The 19,495-nt window shown below is 63.5% G+C and carries 15 protein-coding genes; 13 read left to right on the plus strand and 2 right to left on the minus strand.

The genetic code is table 11. The features are described 5' to 3' along the window. From D9V34_RS09310 to D9V34_RS17535, 12 genes are all read left to right on the plus strand, one after another. Window positions 1-576, plus strand: a 576-nt coding sequence (locus D9V34_RS09310) for a methionyl-tRNA formyltransferase (protein WP_425454449.1), incomplete at its 5' end; no start/stop codon positions are given. Further along, window positions 573-2,258 carry an RsmB/NOP family class I SAM-dependent RNA methyltransferase gene (locus tag D9V34_RS09315; protein ID WP_121688570.1) on the plus strand — a complete coding sequence of 562 codons (1,686 nt, stop codon included), beginning with the start codon at window positions 573-575 and terminating at the stop codon, window positions 2,256-2,258. The genes D9V34_RS09310 and D9V34_RS09315, both read left to right, overlap by 4 nt. An 87-nt stretch (window positions 2,259-2,345) precedes the next feature. Beyond that, window positions 2,346-4,595, plus strand: a complete 2,250-nt coding sequence (locus tag D9V34_RS09320) for an immunoglobulin domain-containing protein (protein ID WP_147441668.1) — start codon at window positions 2,346-2,348, stop codon at window positions 4,593-4,595. 427 nt (window positions 4,596-5,022) lie between these two features. Further along, window positions 5,023-6,105 carry a BMP family lipoprotein gene (locus D9V34_RS09325; RefSeq protein ID WP_121688572.1) on the plus strand — a complete coding sequence of 361 codons (1,083 nt, stop codon included), beginning with the start codon at window positions 5,023-5,025 and terminating at the stop codon, window positions 6,103-6,105. Between the two features lie 128 nt (window positions 6,106-6,233). Beyond that, complete coding sequence (locus D9V34_RS09330) at window positions 6,234-7,769, plus strand: ABC transporter ATP-binding protein (RefSeq protein ID WP_121688573.1); 1,536 nt, start codon at window positions 6,234-6,236, stop codon at window positions 7,767-7,769. Then, complete coding sequence (locus D9V34_RS09335) at window positions 7,766-9,274, plus strand: ABC transporter permease (protein WP_245991985.1); 1,509 nt, start codon at window positions 7,766-7,768, stop codon at window positions 9,272-9,274. The genes D9V34_RS09330 and D9V34_RS09335 overlap by 4 nt, the downstream gene beginning before the upstream one ends. Then, window positions 9,271-10,602, plus strand: a complete 1,332-nt coding sequence (locus D9V34_RS09340) for an ABC transporter permease (RefSeq protein WP_121688575.1) — start codon at window positions 9,271-9,273, stop codon at window positions 10,600-10,602. The genes D9V34_RS09335 and D9V34_RS09340 overlap by 4 nt, the downstream gene beginning before the upstream one ends. 2 nt (window positions 10,603-10,604) lie before the next feature. Then, window positions 10,605-11,012, plus strand: coding sequence for a cytidine deaminase (locus tag D9V34_RS09345; RefSeq protein WP_121688576.1), 408 nt, complete (start codon window positions 10,605-10,607; stop codon window positions 11,010-11,012). Between the two features lie 111 nt (window positions 11,013-11,123). Then, the gene (locus D9V34_RS09350; RefSeq protein ID WP_121688577.1) at window positions 11,124-12,428 is read left to right on the plus strand and encodes a thymidine phosphorylase; all 1,305 of its coding nucleotides are present in this window, start codon (window positions 11,124-11,126) and stop codon (window positions 12,426-12,428) included. Window positions 12,429-12,738: 310 nt separating this feature from the next. Beyond that, complete coding sequence (locus D9V34_RS09355; RefSeq protein WP_121688578.1) at window positions 12,739-13,290, plus strand: FHA domain-containing protein; 552 nt, start codon at window positions 12,739-12,741, stop codon at window positions 13,288-13,290. A 216-nt stretch (window positions 13,291-13,506) separates the two neighbouring features. Continuing rightward, complete coding sequence (locus D9V34_RS09360) at window positions 13,507-14,181, plus strand: DUF4352 domain-containing protein (protein ID WP_183091933.1); 675 nt, start codon at window positions 13,507-13,509, stop codon at window positions 14,179-14,181. Window positions 14,182-14,384: 203 nt separating this feature from the next. After that, window positions 14,385-15,167: a DUF4190 domain-containing protein gene (locus D9V34_RS17535; RefSeq protein WP_147441669.1), complete on the plus strand. Its 783-nt coding sequence runs from the start codon at window positions 14,385-14,387 to the stop codon at window positions 15,165-15,167. A gap of 1,076 nt (window positions 15,168-16,243) precedes the next feature. On the opposite strand, the gene D9V34_RS09370 is transcribed toward D9V34_RS17535, so the two are convergent. Both D9V34_RS09370 and D9V34_RS09375 read right to left on the minus strand, forming a co-directional pair. Beyond that, window positions 16,244-16,654, minus strand: a complete 411-nt coding sequence (locus tag D9V34_RS09370; RefSeq protein WP_121688581.1) for a hypothetical protein — start codon at window positions 16,652-16,654, stop codon at window positions 16,244-16,246. 62 nt (window positions 16,655-16,716) lie between these two features. Next, window positions 16,717-18,033, minus strand: a complete 1,317-nt coding sequence (locus tag D9V34_RS09375) for a hypothetical protein (protein ID WP_121688582.1) — start codon at window positions 18,031-18,033, stop codon at window positions 16,717-16,719. Window positions 18,034-18,332: 299 nt separating this feature from the next. Here D9V34_RS09375 and D9V34_RS09380 point away from each other — a divergent pair, with 299 nt between their 5' ends. Further along, window positions 18,333-19,451: an adenosine deaminase gene (locus D9V34_RS09380; RefSeq protein ID WP_121688583.1), complete on the plus strand. Its 1,119-nt coding sequence runs from the start codon at window positions 18,333-18,335 to the stop codon at window positions 19,449-19,451. Window positions 19,452-19,495: the final 44 nt, after the last annotated feature.

Raw genomic sequence — 19,495 nt, forward strand, 5'->3', positions numbered from 1 at the left:
GGCACCGACATCTTTAAACTCGTCGCAGAACTCGACGCGGGCGAGATCATCTCCATCGAGGTGCACCCGGTGGATCCCGACATCACCGCCGGCGAGCTGCTGGCGGCCCTCGCCGAGACCGGCGCCGCCCAGCTGGCGCGCACGGTTGATGCCATCGCCGACGGTAGCGCGACCTCCGCGGTCCAGCAGGGCGAGCCGAGCTTTGCCGGCAAGCTCGGCCTGGACGATGCGCTGCTGACCTTCGATACTCCGGCGCACGAACTTTACAACCGCTATCGCGGGGTCACTCCCGAGCCCGGCGCCTACACCCTGGTGGATGGCGCACGCTTCAAGATCCTGCGCGCGGCCCGGGCCACCGAAACCGCCCTGGACGCCGGAGTTATCCGCCTGGTCGGCAAGCGCGTGCTGGTGGGTACCCTCGACGGTGCCCTGGAACTGCTGCGGGTCCAGCCCGCCGGGAAACAGGCGATGGACGCGGGCTCCTGGTGGCGCGGCCTCGGTGCCGATCCCACACCGCGCGCAGCGCTTTCCTCAGACCTTTCTGCAACCACTTCTACCGAGGGGGAAACCCGATGAGCGAGTACGACGGACGCCCAGGCTCCACCCCCGAGGGCCGCGGCCCCGAGCGACGCGGACCCCGCGGCACCGGGCCCGCCCGCCGCGGGCCGAATTCCGGCAAGCCCACCCGTGCGGGGGAGGGCAGTGGCAACGGTTCCGGTTCCGGCGAGCGTCGCGGACCCGTTCGTGAATCCGGTTCCGGCGGCGAGCGTCGCGGATCGAGTACCGGTGAGCGTGGCGGAGAGCGTCGCGGACCCCGCGGCGGCGGCCAGCGTCGCCCCGGGCACGCACCGGCCCGCGATGAGCGCGCCGGGGACGCCGTCCAGCCCGCCCGCCGGGTCGCCTATGACGTGATCGTGGCCGTGCGCTCGGATGACGCGTACGCCAACCTGTTGCTGCCCGTGGCGATTCGCCGCGCGGCCCTCAGCTCGGCCGACGCGGGCCTCGCGACCGAACTCTGCTACGGCAGCCTGCGCCTGCGCGGCTACTACGACCGGGTGATCGAGCTTGCGGCCAACCGTGCGGCCGACCAGATCGATCCCGAAATCCTCGACGTGCTGCGCCTGGGTGTGCACCAGATCCTCGGCACCCGCGTGGCCGCCCACGCGGCGGTCAACGAGTCGGTGTCGCTGGCTCGCGAGGTCGGTTCACGCTCCTCCACCGGATTTGTTAACGGCGTACTGCGCGGGATCACCCGCACCTCGCCCGAGGAGTGGCGTGAGCGCGTGGCCGCGTCGGCCACCAGCGAGGATGAGCGCCTGAGCCTGCTGCACTCGCACCCCGAGTGGATCGTGCGTGCGCTGCGCCAGTCGCTGCGCGCCGAGGGTCGGGTCGACGAGCTGGAGGCGGCCCTGGCCGCCGACAATGAGGCCCCGAAGGTCACCTATATTGCGCTGCCCGAGCGGGTCGAGAAGCCGGCCGAGGCCGAGCCCGCCGCCTACTCGCCGCTGGCGTTTACGCTGGGCGGGGGAGATCCCGAGGCCGTGATTCGTGCCGCCGCCGGGCTGATCCGGGTTCAGGATGAGGGCTCGCAGCTCGCGGCCCTGACCCTGACCCGGACGCGCGAGATCGCCGCCGGGGAAACGTGGAGTGACCTGTGTGCCGGGCCCGGAGGCAAGGCCGTGCTGCTGGCCACCGAGGCCTTGAACGCCGGCGCAACGCTGATTGCCAACGAGGTGGTGCCCGCCCGCGCCGACCTCGTGCGCCGTGCCCTCTCGGTGCTCCCCGAAGAGGTTGAGGTTAGCCGTTCGGATGCCCGCGACTGGGGTGAGCGTCACCCGCAGGGCTTCGATCGCATCCTGGTGGATGCCCCGTGTACCGGACTCGGCGCGCTGCGTCGTCGTCCCGAGGCGCGTTGGCGCAAGACCCCCAAGGACCTCGCCGAACTCGGCGTGATCCAGCTGGACCTGGTGAATTCCGCGGTGGCCGGTACCAAGCCCGGCGGCCTGCTGGCCTATGTGACCTGCTCGCCGCACATCGCCGAAACCCGCGGTGTGGTCACCGAGATCCTGCGTCGCCACCCGGAGGTCACCCTGCTGGACACCCAGGCGCTGCTCAACGGTGTGACCAACACCCCGCTGGACCTCGGCGAGGGGCTGATCGTGGGTGACGGATCGACCGTGCAGCTCTGGCCGCACCGCCACGGAACCGACGCGATGTTCATCGCACTGTTCCGCGTGGGGGAGTCTTACACCGCCTAGCAGCAACACGGTATCGTTCCGAGTCGATTAACAGGGTTAGGTTAGGCTACGCTTAACCGTCCCCCGTTATTTGACCCGGAAGTTACCGTGCCAATTTCTCGTACACTTTCCGCGTGGAGCGCCGCCGGCGTTACCCTCGCGCTGCTTGCCGGAGGCGTGGGTGCCGCACCGGCCCTCGCCGCCCCCGGCGAGGAAACCCCCATTACCACCGCAACCTTCGAGTGGGGCGTCAACGCCGTCTCTCAGGGCACCAGCAACAGCGGTGCCTGCTCGTACTTCGTTGCGGGCATTGCCGACGGCACCGATGCCGACTATCGCACCACCGAGGGCAACGTGACCCTGCTTAAGCGTGCGGCAAACGGCGATGCGCTGAAGGTCACCCGCGATAACCGCTGCCTGCCGATGGTGGGCGATGACTCGCGCCAGCGTGCGCTGTTCACCGGCGGAACCGGCCAGCACAACACCGCGACGGGCGAGGCGCACATCGCCTGGACCGGCGCATTTACGATCTACTCCTACGGCGGCCTGGTGCCGTGGTACATCCAGGATCCGGTGCTCGATGTGGATGCCACCGGACACGGCGTGATCCGGGCAACCCTGGGTGGCTCGGCCGGTGACCCCGGAGGGTCCGGTGCGATCACCCCGCTGACCCCGGTGAAAAACGCGACGATCCTGGAGCTTGACGGCGTGAGCATCTCGGGCAATGAGATCCGCTCGATCCCGCACTATGCGGGCACCGACTACTTCCCGTTGACCGATCCGAAAAACCCGGCGTCCCCGCGTAGTAAGGACTCGGCAATCTCCCCGGCAACCAAGGCCGCGAACCCGACCGGCTGGGGATCCTGGCCCACGGACCTGGTGGACTTCCACTACCGGTCGGGCCTCACCACCTACTGGCACTCCAGCGGTGGATCGGGGGATGCCAAGAAGGTTCCCTATGGCGTGACCCTGAGCTTGGCCGGGGGAGTCCCCGACTATGTCGACATCCAGCCGATCAAAATCACTCAGCAGCCGAGTGGCGTGCAGGCGCTGCCCGGCGACACCGTGACCCTCACCGGCGCGGCCACAACCAACATTCCGATGACCTACCAGTGGCAGCGTGCCGACAGCTGGCGCGGTCCCTGGAAAAACGTCGAGGGTGCCACCGAGGCCAGCCTGGTGCTGGCCGATCGCAAGGTCGGAGATGCCGGTTACTATCGCCTGAGCGTGCAGGCGGGATCACTCTCCGCCAACACCTACGACGCGTTCGTGGATGTACAGGCACTCGTGCTGCCCTGGGAGGACTCCAAGCCGCGTAACCGCGTCGTCTACGCCGGCTCTCAGGCGTTTGTCACCTCGGGCTTCACCGGCTACCCCGAGCCCGTCTACGTGCCGCAGCTCAGCCGTGACGGTGGAAAGTCCTGGGCCAATGTCCTGCCCGGCGACGGACTCCTGAACTCGCGTTCGATGGTGGTGGATGCCGTGCCCGCCGACTGGGATGGCGCACAGTACCGGACCCTGGCCCGCAACGGGCACGGTCCCGACGTGGTGAGCAGTATCGGTCACTTCACCGTGCTCCCCGCCCCGACCACACCCACCCTGCGTTTGAACGTCGAGAGCCACCCCGCGGGCACCCGGTTCGACGTGACCAAGAACAACGATATCGACGTGCTCGGGGGCGGTTTTGGCACCCCCAAGACCAACCTGATCTACGGCATCGTGCCCACCGCGAGCTGGAACGCGCGCGGCGCGGACTACCTCGCCGAAGATGCGGTCACTAAGGTCGAGATTGAGCCGGGCTGGAACCTGCGCAACGGGTTCTTTGACCGCTCGGTGCGGCCGTCCGCGGGCACCATGAAGCCCGGTGTGGACTACTCCGTCGTCCTGCTCAGTGCGACGCCGGGGGACCGCAGCCTGGATGCGGCTCTGCCGCTGCCGCTGGTGGCGGCCGTCCCGGACCCGGATCCGTCAACCGAGCCGTCCCCGCAGCCGAGCACAGATCCGAGCACCGACCCGACTACCGAACCGTCCCCGCAGCCAAGCACAAATCCGAGCACCGATCCGTCTACCGATCCGACTATCGACCCGTCCCCGCAGCCGAGCACGGACCCGAGCCTCGAGCCCTCCACGACTCCGACCGGGACCGCCGCTCCGAGTGCCGCGCCTGGAACCGACGGCAAGTCGGGCTCCGGCTCTTCCACGGCCGTCGCCGGAACGACCGTCGGTGACCCGGCGGGGAAGGCCGGCGGACTCGCTCACACCGGGGCCTCGCCTCTCCTTGCACTTGGGGGTGCCGGGCTGCTCCTGGCACTGGGGGCCGTGATGGCTCTGCGCGCCCGGCGTCGGAACATGATCTAGTCTGACCGATCCGCCACCTGACCCGCCGCCCGGCACCCGAGCGGTATCGGACACCTCGCGTGCACCCCGCGACATCCGCCCCGCGTCTCGACCTGGTTCGAGGCGCGGGGCGCCGCTGTCACTACGACCCGCGCTTCCCGAAAGCCCGCTGGGATTGCCCCGAGAATCGGGTGGGTCAAACGAGCCTGTGGATGCGCTCATAACCTGGCGACACGCCGAGAAGTCCCAGATTCGTTCAATGAGGTCGCGTTAAGGGTTTAACGCGCAAAAGTCCCGAAAATTCGCCGCACGGCTACCCACCGTCCATAGCACGGATGTAACACTTGTGTTTCGGCCGCGTGGGGGAAGGCCCAGGGGCCCGAAACATTAGGTAACGTTTGGCACAGACCCTCGCGATCGGCGAGGACGCATTCTGGAGGTCTAACCCGTGACTATTTCCGTTCGTAAGGCGGCCGCCGCCGGTATCGCCGGGCTCGGCGTTATCGCGCTTTTGGCTGGCTGTGGCCAGGCACCCACCAAGCCTGCTGAGGGCGGTGCTGCCGACAGCAAGTTCCTGCCCTGCATCGTTTCCGACTCCGGTGGATTCGACGACAAGTCGTTCAACCAGTCGAGCTTCGAGGGCCTGACTGAGGCTGCGAAGAAGCTGGGCGTGAAGTACAAGGACGTACAGTCGGACAAGGACGACGACTACGCACCCAACATGACCAGCCTGGTTGATCAGAACTGCTCGATCATCTTCTCCGTTGGCTTCAAGCTGTCGGACGCCACCAAGGTTGCCGCTACCGCTAACCCCAAGACCCACTTCGTGACCCTTGACGACAACCAGGTTGACCTGCCCAACGTCAAGCACATGATCTATGACACCGCCGAGGCTTCCTTCCTCGCCGGCTACACCGCCGCCTCCTACTCGAAGACCGGCGTTGTCGGCACCTTCGGTGGTATGCAGCTGCCGACCGTGACCATCTTCATGGATGGCTTCGCCGATGGCGTGAAGTACTTCAACGAGCAGAAGGGCAAGGACGTTCAGGTCCGCGGCTGGAACGTTGACACCCAGAACGGTTCGTTCACCGGTGACTTCGCCGCTAACGACACCGCCAAGCAGGTTGCTGCCGGCCTGATCGAGCAGAACGTCGACGTCATCATGCCCGTGGGTGGCCCGGTCTTCCAGTCCGCAATCACCGCGATCAAGGACTCGAAGAAGGACGTCGCCATGATCGGTGTCGACGCGGACCTCTACGAGACCGCTCCGGCCGACAAGGACCTGTACCTGACCTCGGTGCTGAAGCAGATGAAGTCGGGAACCGATGACATCGTGACCCAGGCCGGTAAGGGCAAGTTCGACGCTACCGCCTACATCGGTACCCTGGAGAACAACGGCGTTGGCCTGGCTCCGTTCCACGACTTCGCCAGCAAGGTTGACCCCAAGCTGCAGGACGAGCTGGACACCATCAAGAAGGGCATCATCGACGGCTCGATCGTCGTGAAGTCCCCCTCGTCGCCGAAGAAGTAATTTTCGGCACGTAGTACAGCCGCGTCCGGGGGAGCGAAACACCATTCGTTCCCCCGGACGCGTGCCCCGTTATTCGACCAGACCCCGGTCGAATTCGCTTTGTACCCCGCTGTACTGAGAAGGACAGAATGAAACTCGAACTTCGCGGGATCACCAAGAAATTTGGTGCCTTTACCGCAAACGACCGGATCGACCTGGTGGTTGAGCCCGGTCAGATTCACTGCTTGCTCGGCGAAAATGGCGCCGGCAAGTCCACCCTGATGAACGTGCTCTACGGCCTGTATCAGGCCGATGGTGGCGAAATCCTGCTGGACGATGAGGTTCAGCAGTTTGCCGGTCCCGGTGACGCCATGCGCGCCGGCATCGGCATGGTGCACCAGCACTTCATGCTGGTGCCGGTCTTCACCGTCGCCGAGAACGTCATCCTGGGTCACGAGCAGGCCGGGTTCGCCGGTGTGCTCAAGATGAAGGAGGCGCGCGCCCGCGTGCGCGAGATCTCCGCTCGCTTCGGATTCGATGTGGACCCCGACGCCCGAGTGGGAGACCTCCCGGTTGGTGTGCAGCAGCGTGTGGAAATCATCAAGGCACTCTCCCAGGACGCCCGCGTGCTGGTCTTCGATGAGCCCACGGCCGTGCTGACCCCGCAGGAAACCGACGAGCTCATGGCGATCATGCAGCAGCTGCGTGCCGAGGGACGCTCGATCGTGTTCATCACCCACAAGCTGCGCGAGGTGCGCGAGGTGGCCGACGCTATCACCGTGATCCGCCTCGGCAAGATCGTGGGCGAGGCGGACCCGACCGCGAGCAACGCCGAGCTGGCCGCGCTGATGGTGGGCCGTTCGGTGGACCTCACCGTGCACAAGGAGCCCGCCAAGCCGGGCAACGAGGTGCTCAAGATTTCCGGCCTGACCGTGCTGGACGAGAACGGACTCAAGGTTGTCAACGACGTGTCCTTCTCGCTGCGTCAGGGCGAGATCCTCGCCATCGCCGGCGTGCAGGGCAACGGCCAGACCGAGCTCACCGAGGCACTGCTGGGCCTCCAGAACAAGGTGTCCGGCAGCATCACGCTGAACGGCAGCGAGATCCTGGGCAGCAGCGTGCGCAGCATCCTGGATGCCGGCGTGGGCTTTGTCCCCGAGGACCGCAACCGGGATGGCCTGATCGCCGAGTTCACGATCGCCGAAAACCTGATGCTTGACCGCTCCACCGGTGCCCCCTTTGTGAAGGCCGGCAACGTGCAGCGCGAATTCCGCGATGCCTTCGCGACCGAGAAGCGCACCGAGTTTGATATCCGTTCGGGCAGCATCACCTCGTTTGCGAGCGAGCTGTCCGGTGGTAACCAGCAGAAGGTTGTGCTGGCGCGCGAGCTCAGCCGCGACCTGGCCCTGTTTGTGGCCGCGCAGCCGACCCGCGGTATCGACGTGGGTTCGATCGAGTTTGTCCACAAGCGGATGGTTGCCACCCGTGATGCCGGTGTGCCGGTGATCGTGGTCTCAACCGAGCTGGACGAGGTGGTGGCCCTGGCCGACCGCATCGCCGTGATGTATCGGGGCGAGATCGTGGGCATCGTGCCCGCGAACACCCCGCGTGAGGTTCTCGGCCTGATGATGGCCGGCGAACGTCACGCCGAAGCAACCGACGCGAGCGCCGAGGTGACCGCGTGAACGAGGAGCCCATGAACCCCGAAAACGAGGCCGAGCAGCCCGCGACGCGCGCCGAGCGCCGTCGTCAGGAAGCCGAGCACACCGAGGCGCACAACCGCCACGTGGAAGAGGTGGAGGATGCAATCCTCGCCGCCACCGAAACCGAGGCTGTTCCCTCCGATTCGGCCTCCGCTCCCGTGGAGCCGTCTCCGGAAGCTGCCCCTGCAGCCCAGGCTGAGGCCAAGGCTGCGACCAAGGCACAGCAGAAGGCGGCGGCCAAGGCCGTTGCCGAGGGGGAGGCTAAGCCCTCCGCCGATGAGCCGGCCACCAACCGCGTGCTGCGCGAGATCATGAACGGCCCGATCGTTCTGACGCTGCTGGCCGTGCTGGTCTCCTTCATCATCGGTGGCATCCTGATCGCGCTGACCAACAGCGACGTGCAGGAAACCGCCGGATACTTCTTCGCCCAGCCCGGAGACTTCTTCGGTGCCGTGTGGAGTTCGGTCTCCGGTGCCTACAGCTCGCTGTTCCAGGGTGCGATCTACAACTTCGGTCGGGATGACTTCGCCAGCGGTATTCGTCCGCTGACCGACACCCTGACCTACGCAACCCCGCTGATCGCGGCCGGTCTGGGTGTGGGCCTCGCCTTCCGCGTGGGCCTGTTCAACATCGGTGGTCGTGGCCAGATGCTGGTTGCCGCCGCTGCCGCCGGCTGGGTCGGATTCTCCTTCCCGATGCCGATGTGGATCCACCTGCCCGTCGCAATCCTCGCGGGTCTCGCGGCCGGTGCGATCTGGGGTGGAATCGTCGGATTCCTCAAGGCGCGCACCGGTGCGCACGAGGTGATCCTGACGATCATGCTCAACTACATCGCCTTCTACCTGATCTCCTTCATGCTGCGTACCCAGGGCCTGCTGCAGGCACCGGGATCGGTCAACCCGAAGTCGCCGCCGATGCTGGAGACCGCGGTTCTGCCCGCGATCCTCGGACCGAACTACAAGCTGCACGCCGGCTTCATCATCGTGGTGCTCGCCACCGCGGGTGTGTGGTGGCTGCTGAACCGTTCAAGCACCGGATTCCGGTTCCGCGCGGTGGGTACCAACCCCAACGCAGCCCTGGTTGCCGGTGTCAACGTTAAGTCCACGTACGTGTGGGCGATGGCGCTTGCCGGTGGGCTGGTTGGTCTGGCCGGTGTGATGCAGATCCTCGGTACCACCCCGGATGGTCTGACCTCCGGCATCGATGCCGGTATCGGTTTCGATGCGATCACCGTGGCCCTGCTGGGCCGCTCGCGTCCGTGGGGCATCTTCGCCGCCGGTATCCTCTTTGGTGCCTTCAAGGCCGGTGGATTCGCCATGCAGGCCGCCGAGGGTGTCTCGGTGGACATCGTGGGTGTGGTTCAGTCCCTTATCGTGCTGTTCATCGCCGCCCCGCCGCTGATCCGCGCCATCTTCTTCATCCCCTCGGCCGACGGCAAGCTCAAGCGCCGTCCGCTGCGTCGCAACTCTAAGGCGGTTTCGGCATGAGCGCACACAACGACAACACCCGGGTCGTGACTCCCGCGGCCGATGCCGCGATCAGTGAGGTCCTGGAAAAGAAGGAGCTGCGCAGCTGGAAGGCCGCGATCGCGCTGGCCGTGTTCAGCGTCGTGTCGATCCTGCTGTTTGTGGTCTTCCCGCGGGAGGGAAAGACCGGCTTCCGCTGGTCAAACCCCGATGACATGATCAGCCTGCCGACCTGGGAAACCGACGCCGCCGTCACCGGCCGTGTGGTCACCGTACTGCTGATTGTCCTCACCGCCCTGGTCATCTGGGCAACCCTGAAGACCGGCACCCTGATCCCGCGCACCCGCCGCATCATCGTCACCGCCTCGGTGGTTGTGTTCGCGGTGGCCTTCATGGTGGCCTTCCTGGCCTGGGCCATGGTGGGCAACAATGTGCCGGTGACCGGTCTGCTGCTGGGAACCGTGAGCCTCAGCGTGCCGCTGATCTTCGGCGCGATGGGTGGCGTGATCTCCGAGCGTGTGGGTGTGGTCAACGTCGCGATCGAGGGCCAGCTGCTGGCCGGAGCGTTCTGCTCGGCCATGGTTGCCTCGCTGACCGGCAGCCCCTGGGTTGGTCTGGTCGCCGCAATGGTCGCCGGTGTGCTGGTGAGCTTTGTGCTCGCCGCCTTCGCGATCAAGTACCTGGTGGATCAGGTCATCGTTGGTGTGGTGCTGAACGTGCTGGTCACCGGCCTCACCTCGTTCCTCTACTCCTCGGTCCTGACCAAGGATGCCGCGACGCTGAACACCGCGCCGCGTCTGGCTCCGGTGGCGATCCCCGGGCTGAGCGAGATTCCGGTCATCGGACCGGTGCTGTTCAACCAGTCGGCCCTCGTCTACGTCATGTACGTGGTGGTGGCGCTGGTCTTCCTTGGCCTGTTCAAGACCCGCTGGGGTCTGCGTCTGCGCGCCGTGGGTGAGCACCCCAAGGCCGCCGACACCGTGGGTATCAACGTGGCTCGCACCCGGTTCTGGAACGTCTCGCTGGCCGGTGCAATCGCCGGTCTGGGCGGTGCCTACTTCACCCTGGTGTCGGTGGGATCGTTCCAGAAGGAAATGGTTGCCGGTGCCGGATTCATCGCCCTCGCGGCCGTGATCTTCGGTCGCTGGGACCCGATCCGGGCCACCCTGGCCGCGCTGCTGTTCGGGTTCGCCTCGAACCTGCAGAATGTGCTGGCGGCGGTGGGATCCCCGGTGCCCAGCGAGTTCATGCTCATGCTGCCCTACGTGGTGACCATCCTGGCGGTGGCCGGTCTCGTGGGCCAATCGGTGGGCCCGGCCGCGTCCGGCAAGCCCTACATTAAGGGATAGTCATGTCTGACGTTATTGACTGGGATGCCCTGCACGCACACGCGGTGGCGGCGATGGAGCGCTCCTACAGCCCGTATTCGAAGTTCCCGGTGGGGGCCGCGGCCATCACCGATGGTGGCCGGATCGTCTCCGGCTGCAACATCGAGAACGCCAGCTACGGGGTGACCCTGTGCGCCGAGTGCTCGCTGGTCTCCGACCTGATCATGGGCGGCGGCGGCAAGCTCGTCGCGTTTGCCTGTGTGGACGGAAACGGCGCTGTCCTGATGCCCTGTGGTCGCTGCCGGCAGCTGCTGTTTGAGCACTCCGCCGAGGGTATGCTGCTGAACACCCTTTCGGGGATTCGCACGATCGAGGAGGTTCTGCCCGACGCGTTCGGGCCGCGCACCCTGGTTGAGTACGCCGGCGAATAGCCCCCGAGTCTCACCATAATTTCACAGTGCCTCCAGCGGCGATCCGACATAATCGGGTCGCCGCTGTGTGGCATCCGGGCCGAAATAATCGGCACAAATAGAGGAGCGAAGATGACCATCAACAACGCCGTAGAGGCCTTCGACGCGGTAGACCTGATTCGCCAGAAGCGAGATTCGGGCATCCTGAGCACCGCCCAGATCGACTGGCTGGTGGACGCGTTCACCCGTGGGTATGTGGGCCAGGAGCAGATGGCCGCGATGGCCATGGCAATCTTCCTGAACGGCATGGACCGCACCGAGATTCGCGATCTCACCCACGCGATGATCAACTCGGGGGAGCGGATGAGCTTCGAGGGTCTGGGTAAGGTCACCACCGATAAGCACTCGACCGGGGGAGTCGGAGACAAGATCACCCTTCCGCTGATGCCGCTGGTGGCCAGTTTCGGCGTGGCCGTCCCGCAGCTCTCGGGTCGTGGCCTCGGCCACACCGGCGGGACCCTGGACAAGCTTGAGGCGATCCCCGGCTGGCGGGCCGACCTTGAGCCCGAAGAGATGATCCGCTTGCTGCGTGAGGTGGGTGGCGTGATCTGCGCCGCCGGTGCCGACCTCGCCCCGGCCGATAAGAAGCTGTATGCGCTGCGCGATATCACCGGAACCGTGGACTCGATCCCGCTGATCGCCTCGAGCATCATGTCCAAGAAGATCGCCGAGGGGACCGCCTCGCTGGTGCTCGATGTGAAGTTCGGAGGCGGCGCATTCATGCGCGACTTCGATCGCGCGCGTGAGCTGGCCCAGACGATGGTGGACCTCGGCCGTGACTCGGGTGTGAACACCACCGCGCTGCTGACCCGGATGGACACCCCGCTGGGGCTGGCGATCGGAAATGCCAACGAGGTGCGTGAGTCGATCGAGGTACTGGCCGGCGGTGGCCCCGCCGACATCGTGGAGCTGACCATCGCGCTGGCCAAGGAAATGCTGGCCCTCGCCGGTCAGCCCGACGCGGACGTGGAGGCCGCGCTGCGCGATGGCCGGGCGATGGATACCTGGCGCGCATTTGTCGCCGGTCAGGGCGGGGACCCGGATGCGGCCCTGCCCGTGGCCAACGAAACCCACACCGTGTACGCCGAGACCGCCGGTGTGCTGACCCGGCAGGACGCACTGCCGTTCGGCATCGCCGCCTGGCGCCTGGGTGCCGGACGCGCCCGCGCCCAGGATCCGGTGCAGCACGCGGCCGGCGTGGACCTGCACGCCAAGCCCGGCGACACCGTGCAGGTGGGCGACCCGCTGTTCACCCTCTCCGCCGACGAGCCCGCCCGCTTCGCCCGCGCCCTCGAGGCGATCGACGGCGCCTTCGAAATCTCCGCCGACGCCACCGGCTGGACCCCGCCCGCGCTGATCGCCGAGAAGATCGGGTAGGTTGCCGAAGTTCCACGGCGTCTGAAATGGCCGCTGCTCTTGTTGTTGACCGCGCAGCGTCGGCGACAAGGGCAGCGGCCTTGGCCGTCACGGCAGAGCTGAGGGCCGGTGAACGCGCTACACTGTGGATGCGTGGTGACTGTGCGTAATAGCGACGGTCGTTCGGGTGCGCAACGGGGATGAACGCGCTTGTAGGGGTGCTCGCAAGCACGGCAGGGGGGATTTTGCCAGGAAGAATGCACGGGGGAATACGTTCGCGACGCGTGGTTTACCGCGACGGCGCAGCCCACACTCCCGAGGGAGGAGCGGCATGGGCGATTTTGTAGACCCTTTTGCAGACGCTCCAACCTGGGAACAGCTTTCTCAACGGCGGGCCTCTCAAGTACTTCCGGGAATGGCCGGGGTTGTCATCGAGCCCGCGATAGAACCAATTGAAGAACAGCCTTTTTCTGACGCGTACGGCGAATCGGGTGCCGTTGTGGAAGATCTTGACAAAACAATATTTGTGCGTCGAGCGTCCCCAGATCTTTGGTGCCTTGTGCCAGATGGGGGCATTCCGATCATGTTAGAGGGCGATGCGTTCGTCATCGGCAGAAACCCGCTCAGTGATCAAGCCCTTAACCATGTGCGGATCGCAGATCCCGGGAGAACCGTGTCCCGCACTCATGCTTTTCTGCGACGTGTCGAGTCTTCCTGGTATATCACTGATCTGGACTCTACAAATGGCATTGTTGTTTCAGCCTCGAATGGTACTCAACTCTTACTGCCCTCACAGACCGAGATTCTCGTGAACGATACGTTTGTACTTGGGAGTCTCTGCATGACGTTACGCCCATTTCATGATGTGCCAGACCACTCATGATTCTTGGCAGTTGTTCGCGAAGCTATCGACAGCCGTGGTCAGTTACCCGCGGAAAACCAAACATTTCTCACTTATCCACCCAAATCCAGCTTGCGGAGGTAAATCATGAGTATTCCTCAACCGGCACGGGACGCTCCGGTCGATCCTCACGGTCAGAGCTTGCGCGGGGCCGCCACCGATCTAGAGCGATCGATTCGGATACGTCGCCTCGCAACGGTGTCCCTGATTCTTGCATTTCTTGCCCTGTGTGCTGCTGTCTTGCCGGTGGCCGGGGTTATCCTGGGGGCGGTAGCGGTCTGCTTGGGGATCTGGTCCTGGAAGCCTACAGCTGGTAAGCGGCGCTCTGTGGCAGCGGTGAGTATCGGCGGATTCGCACTGGTGCTCGGGATAGTCTCTACATCGCTGCCGGGTGGTTTGATCGGGATTGGCGTTACGTCGCTCGCGCAGCGCAGCGATTCTTCGCTCGGGAGCGTGGGGAATCCGGCCGCGGTGAACGACCAGATTCAGTTGACGACGCTGTCAGTGCGCATTAACTCGATTGATCCTGACGCGACCGCGAAGGTGCTCGCTGAATCGAAAAGCTCGCTGGAACCAAAGAGCGGGTTTGTCTACGCGATTGTGAACTACACCGTCACCAATTCGAGCTCGTCGGACGCCACCGACCAAAGCGCGCAGTCTGTGCGGATTGGCTTTAGAAGCGAAGATGGAACAGAGCTGAAGAACCTGACCTTGGGTCCGCAACTCGGGGAAGGGCTTGCCGGTGGCATGCTCCGTCAGGGGGGAAGCGCAACGGGAAACGTTGTTTTGGAAATCCCAAAGGAGTCCCCGGGTCTCTTGACCATCTGGGAACGCGGAGGAATTGGGGACCCGGTTTATGTGTCGTATGAGTGATCGCGCCATTCTCAGGGTCTCGTGGGGACATACAGAATTGTTAGTTTTGCACGCGTATCTTGAGTCGACTCCAACACTGAAAACTATCGAGTTCAAGAGGATGGACAAACCGTTCAATTCTCCATCTGGAAGGCCACTTAACGCTCATGTCAGTTAGTCCTCATTCGAACGGTCAGCCGTCGTTCCCTTCGGGGGCCTCGACGGTGAGTTCTCACGCATCGAACGCGCTTGCTGTGTCCGCTCTGGTTCTTGGTGGTATCGCGTTTTTGATTGGGTTTGTTCCTATCGGTGGGATCTTGATGGGGATGGGCGCATCGGTCCTGGCTGTCTTAGCGCTAAAGAAACATCAGCGAACGGGCCTTGCAGTCACCGGTTTGATACTTGGCGCAGTTGCCTTGCTGGTGAGCACTGGGGCCACGGCTCTCGTACTGGGGGTCGGTATTTTCAGGACTCAGTACTTCGCGCCGCAGGCAGCGTATTCGGTCATCGCGCACGGGGAAAATAGCTCAACGAAGCCTTCGGTTGGGGACGCTCCCGGTAGTACCGCTCAGAACCCAGCTGAATCCGGAACCGAGGTAACCGTTGGAGACTACCGCGTAAAGGTGACATCGGTATCTGTGTTGAGTGTGGATGAGCTACGAAAGCTGAACCCCCTGGTCCCGCGTATGGAGCAGGAAAAACGATTTGCGCTCGTTGACTATTCGATCACGTTTACCGGCTCGTCAACTGGCACCGCGAGCGATGTCGGTTTTCGGTACGTCACCGCACGAGGTGACCTGATCAATAATCGCGATGGAACCATCCCTGGCAATCCAGGCTCTGCGCCCGCGGGAGCCACCCTGCCAACCGGGGCGAGCTACGAAGCACAGGTTACGGTAGAGATACCAGATGACGGCGGTGGTCTGCTTCGAATTACGGAGGGTGGCCGCGCCGAATTCGGAATCGTGGAGCAGGGAGATGAAACCGCGTACATCAAGGTGCGCTGACGTTCGTCGAGGCGGTCCCTGAAAGGATCGGAACCGGTCTGTTTGCGGGTTTTGGAATTCCACTGATGATGGCGTCAGTGCTGGATCAGTCGTCCCGATGCTGTTTTCTAGCTCCGCGCCCTGCGGCGTACAAATCTTTCGACGCGGCAGCTAAGCCGCCGTCCCCGCGCTGGCCGCGGGAACGCTGGCGCTGCTCGTGAGTACCACTGGTTTAGCCACAAGCTCCCTGGGATCCACATTCGGCGATCGGCCGATTGCGCCCGAACCATTCATGGAGCGACAAGCTCTGGTCAAGGTCAAGGTCAAGGTCAAGGTCAAGGTCAAGGTCAAGGTCACGAATACGCCGACAGACTCAACGTGAGTGAATAGCGTCTTTGTAGCCGCTCACCACGACATCTCATCGTGCATTTGAGGTATTACAGTTTCGCTTCGCGCGCCGCGAAACTAGGATCGGCGATTATGACTCAGTCAGCGGTAGTCGAGGAGTCGTCGCATCGCCTTGTGGTGGCGGGCCACTGGGGTGCCCTGGCCTGCCTTGCTTTCAGCGCCGCGCTCTTCCCTTTGTTGGTGATTCCTGTGCCGTGGCTCCTCCCCATCGTGTTAACCGGGGCGATGGCAGGGGTGATCGCGTTGATGTTGAGTATCCAGGCTCGGAGGTCAGGTTTTCCTCGACGCCTTGGACGGCGGGCGTTGGTCATTGCACTTAGCGGAATCCTCACTAATGCTCTGTTAATTGGGTGTGTAATAGTCTCCGTGGCGATGACGTCGGAAAAAATCAGCCGAGTTGCACTCAGCGCGCGGGGAGAGAGTCCACTCTCGGTTGAGTACTCCGACGGCAGAAAGACATATACGGAGAACTGGCCCTCGGTCGGCCTTGCCACATTCAATTCAAAACAATCATGGGCGAAGATTGCGGTTACCACGCAGGACCGTCGTGGAGGATCTTCGGTGAGCTGTGAGATCAGATGGGATGGTGTCGTTGTGGTCTCCAAAACATCCGACTCCGGTGCGGTTTTGTGTCGCTATGACGCCGACTAGCGGTATCTGAGGCGGGTTTGTTGAGTTTTCGTCCAACGTCATCGCCGCGCGGGTAGTAGCTCGGGGCCGGTGCGTTCGAGGAACTGGACTGTTATGCGAGGACTGATCTGTATCGGTGACTGGTATTCAAGCTCAATCCGAACGCGATTAGTGCGGCCACCATCGGGGTACAGCCTGATACCGCTGAGAACCAGCTCGTCCATGAAATCCTGCGGTGACGGTGCGGAGCTGGTGGATTGCCGGAGCCACTGGCGAAATACTGTTGCGGGAGTGGATGAGCTGTGAGTGAGTGCACCTCTAATGGTGTTACGCGCCATTGTGTCGATCAGGTTCAGGTTCTCCAGCATCTGATCAATGTCCTGAACGACTGTTTCATCAAAACGCAGCGGGAAATCAATCTCTAATCGAACGTCAACCGTTCTGTTCAGAATCCGAGTGCTTGTATCCATGGTGCCTCCACCGGGACCACCATCTAGTGAAATTGGTCCCAGCACACGACTTATCAACCCCGTCACCGGTCAAACCTTTCGGTCAGTGCCTCTGCTGCCATGATTTCTGCCACGATTCTTGCTGCCTCCGCGTCGGCCTGAAAGAAATCCTCAACAGTTGCCTGAAAAAGGCTCGTTCCACGCTCGTACTCGCTCGTGGTGAGCGCGAGGCATCGCGAAGCCCGGTTCCATAGCTCGCTCGCGGCCGTATGCGTGCCATTTGATCCGCTTCCGAGACTCCCGTCGCGCGGCGTAGGGTTTCTCGCTGGGGCGTTCTGAAGGGTGGAAACCGCCTGGGTCAGCGAATCAGCAATTCGTTTCATATTGTTTACGATGATCTGCGTATCCGAGCGTTCCATCCGCATGGTTCCGTCTGAAATCGGGTAGGAACCCAGCACGAATGCGTCGAGATTGAATCGCGACATGTCGCTGTACATCATGGCGAGTGTGTCCCTCAGCATTTTGTTAAGTGCGTGTTCTTGGGATTTGAGGACTGAATCGAGTTTTTCAAATCCCTCGGTCAGGGACTGGAAGATTTCTTGATACGAGCCGCCGCGCACGTCGACGTCGGAAGAGATTCCCTGGATTGCAATCGTCGCGCTTCCGGCGATCGCACTAAGTGCCGTGACACTAGCAATCGTTTCCGCACCCGCCGTCGCTAACGATGTGACCACGCCAGCGACCGCACTGACCGTCGTGAGCGCCATCGTGGCGTTGACATCTGACTCTTGTTCCTGCTGCGCGATCCAAGCCTGAAGTGCCCGTTCGCACAGCTTGGAGGCATCTACGCGCGCTGCTGGCCACATTTCGCGTTCTGCACCATAGTTGGTCTGCAGAATCATGCAGGCCGCCGCAAGCTCGCCCTGTACCGTTGAAAACTGAGTGAAGTATTTGTCAAGGAACGGCGCTCTGAAGCTACCGACCAGTTTGTTGATCGTGACCTCATGTACCGTGTTGTTTGCGGTAGAAATATCTCCGGTACTCTCTCCGGAGCCCGGGCCCCCCGAGGCTCCTAGGGTGTTGGCCGTTGTTTTAGCTCTCTGCAGGGGATCATCGCACTCGGATCCATCGGGCAAATCTAGCCACCGGTCAACGAGAGCGTCTATCGCCCTGCGGATTGCATCAAATTCAGCCTCCACACTGGCCGTGACGCCATTCCCGTCCCCGCCGCCTCGTCCGTTTTCATCGGGGCGATTGTAGAAGTTCAACATCCAGCCCCATTTTGCATAGATCTTGCTATTGCCGATGTGTGGGTAAAAGCCGGTATCGGCCATCCAGCAGTCAATTGCGGCCCTCTTCATTTTTCCCTTGAGCTCCGACAGGTCTCGATCGTTCGCCATTTTCTGTCCTCACGTCGTTGCTGGACAAGATAGTGGTATCGGCCGGGGTAGCTCGGAGCGCTCGGAACGATGCCGAGCGCAGAGGTGTTCCGGGCTCGACGCCTCCTCCGCTGCAAATGACATTTTCCTGCGGAATGCCGCGATTCTTGTCGCGCCAAATACGAGACATGTTGAAAAATCCCCAGTGGGAACTAAGACGGACTAAGCGGACAAACGCATTCCGAAGTCACCCCGTAACACAACCCAAAAACGGCGGGTCTCGGTGGGGACGTCAGGGCGCGCGCAAGTAGACTGAGCGGGTGACTAACACTACTATTCCCTCGCTTGATGGTGTCGACCTTTCTCGGTTGCCCAAGGTTTCGCTGCACGATCACCTCGACGGCGGCCTGCGTCCCCAGACCATCATCGACCTCGCCCGCGAGATCGATCTTGAACTTCCCGCCGACAACGCCGAAGACCTCGGCCAGTGGTTCCTGGACCAGTGCAACGCCGGCAACCTGGTTGACTACCTGAAGACCTTCGACCTCTCCACCGCCGTAATGCAGACCGAGGCCGGCCTGCGCCGGGTCGCACACGAATTTGTGCTGGATCTCGCCGCCGACGGCGTCATCTACGGTGAAATCCGCTGGGCACCCGAGCAGCACCTGACCCGCGGTCTGACCCTGGACCAGGTTGTCGAGGCCGTGCAGGCCGGGCTGGAAGCCGGCGTCACCGAGGTGCGCGAGTCTGGCCGTGAGATCGAGGTGGGTCAGCTGATCACCGCGATGCGCCACGCCGACCGTGCGCTGGAGATCGCCGAGCTGGCCGTGCGTCACCGCGACCGCGGCGTCTCCGGTTTCGACATTGCCGGGGCCGAGGACGGCTTCCTGCCCTCGCGCCACCGCGCAGCCTTCGACTACCTCGCCGCCAACTTCTTCCCCGTGACCGTGCACGCCGGTGAGGCCGCCGGCCTGGACTCGATCACCTCGGCGATCATCGATGGTCGCGCCCTGCGTCTGGGCCACGGTGTGCGCCTGGCCGAGGATGTCACCGTTGAGCGCAGCGATGACGACGAGGTCTATGTGAACATCGGACGCCTGTCCGAGTGGGTCAAGGACCGCGAGATCGTGCTCGAGCTGAGCCCCTCCTCGAACCTGCAGACCGGCGCCATCGCCGCCTGGGGCGAGGACCTGGCTGACCACCCGTTCGACATGCTGCACCAGCTGGGCTTCCGGGTCAGCGTGAACGTGGATAACCGCACCATGAGCGGCACCTCGCTGACTCGCGAACTGGGTCTGCTGGTCGAAACGTTCGGCTATGACCTCGATGATCTGGAGACCTTCCAGCTCAACGCCGCCGCCGGTGCCTTCCTGCCGCTGGAGGACCGTGAGTACCTGGTTGAGCAGATTCAGGCCGGCTTCGACGCCGTGCGCGGATAGGGTACATACGCCATAAATGGCGGCCGTTGTCACTGCGGTGACGA

Origin of the sequence: Mycetocola lacteus, from assembly GCF_003667575.1 — a bacterium.
In the GTDB taxonomy this organism is placed as follows: domain Bacteria; phylum Actinomycetota; class Actinomycetes; order Actinomycetales; family Microbacteriaceae; genus Mycetocola; species Mycetocola lacteus.

What these genes read in the sequence shown, in the direction of transcription:
- D9V34_RS09315 (WP_121688570.1), top strand. Translation starts at nt 573, where the DNA reads ATGAGCGAGTACGACGGACGCCCAGGCTCCACCCCCGAGGGCCGCGGC.
- D9V34_RS09330 (WP_121688573.1), top strand. Translation starts at nt 6,234, where the DNA reads ATGAAACTCGAACTTCGCGGGATCACCAAGAAATTTGGTGCCTTTACC.
- D9V34_RS09340 (WP_121688575.1), top strand. Translation starts at nt 9,271, where the DNA reads ATGAGCGCACACAACGACAACACCCGGGTCGTGACTCCCGCGGCCGAT.
- D9V34_RS09345 (WP_121688576.1), top strand. Translation starts at nt 10,605, where the DNA reads ATGTCTGACGTTATTGACTGGGATGCCCTGCACGCACACGCGGTGGCG.
- D9V34_RS09350 (WP_121688577.1), top strand. Translation starts at nt 11,124, where the DNA reads ATGACCATCAACAACGCCGTAGAGGCCTTCGACGCGGTAGACCTGATT.
- D9V34_RS09355 (WP_121688578.1), top strand. Translation starts at nt 12,739, where the DNA reads ATGGGCGATTTTGTAGACCCTTTTGCAGACGCTCCAACCTGGGAACAG.
- D9V34_RS09370 (WP_121688581.1), bottom strand. Translation starts at nt 16,654, where the DNA reads ATGGATACAAGCACTCGGATTCTGAACAGAACGGTTGACGTTCGATTA.
- D9V34_RS09375 (WP_121688582.1), bottom strand. Translation starts at nt 18,033, where the DNA reads ATGGCGAACGATCGAGACCTGTCGGAGCTCAAGGGAAAAATGAAGAGG.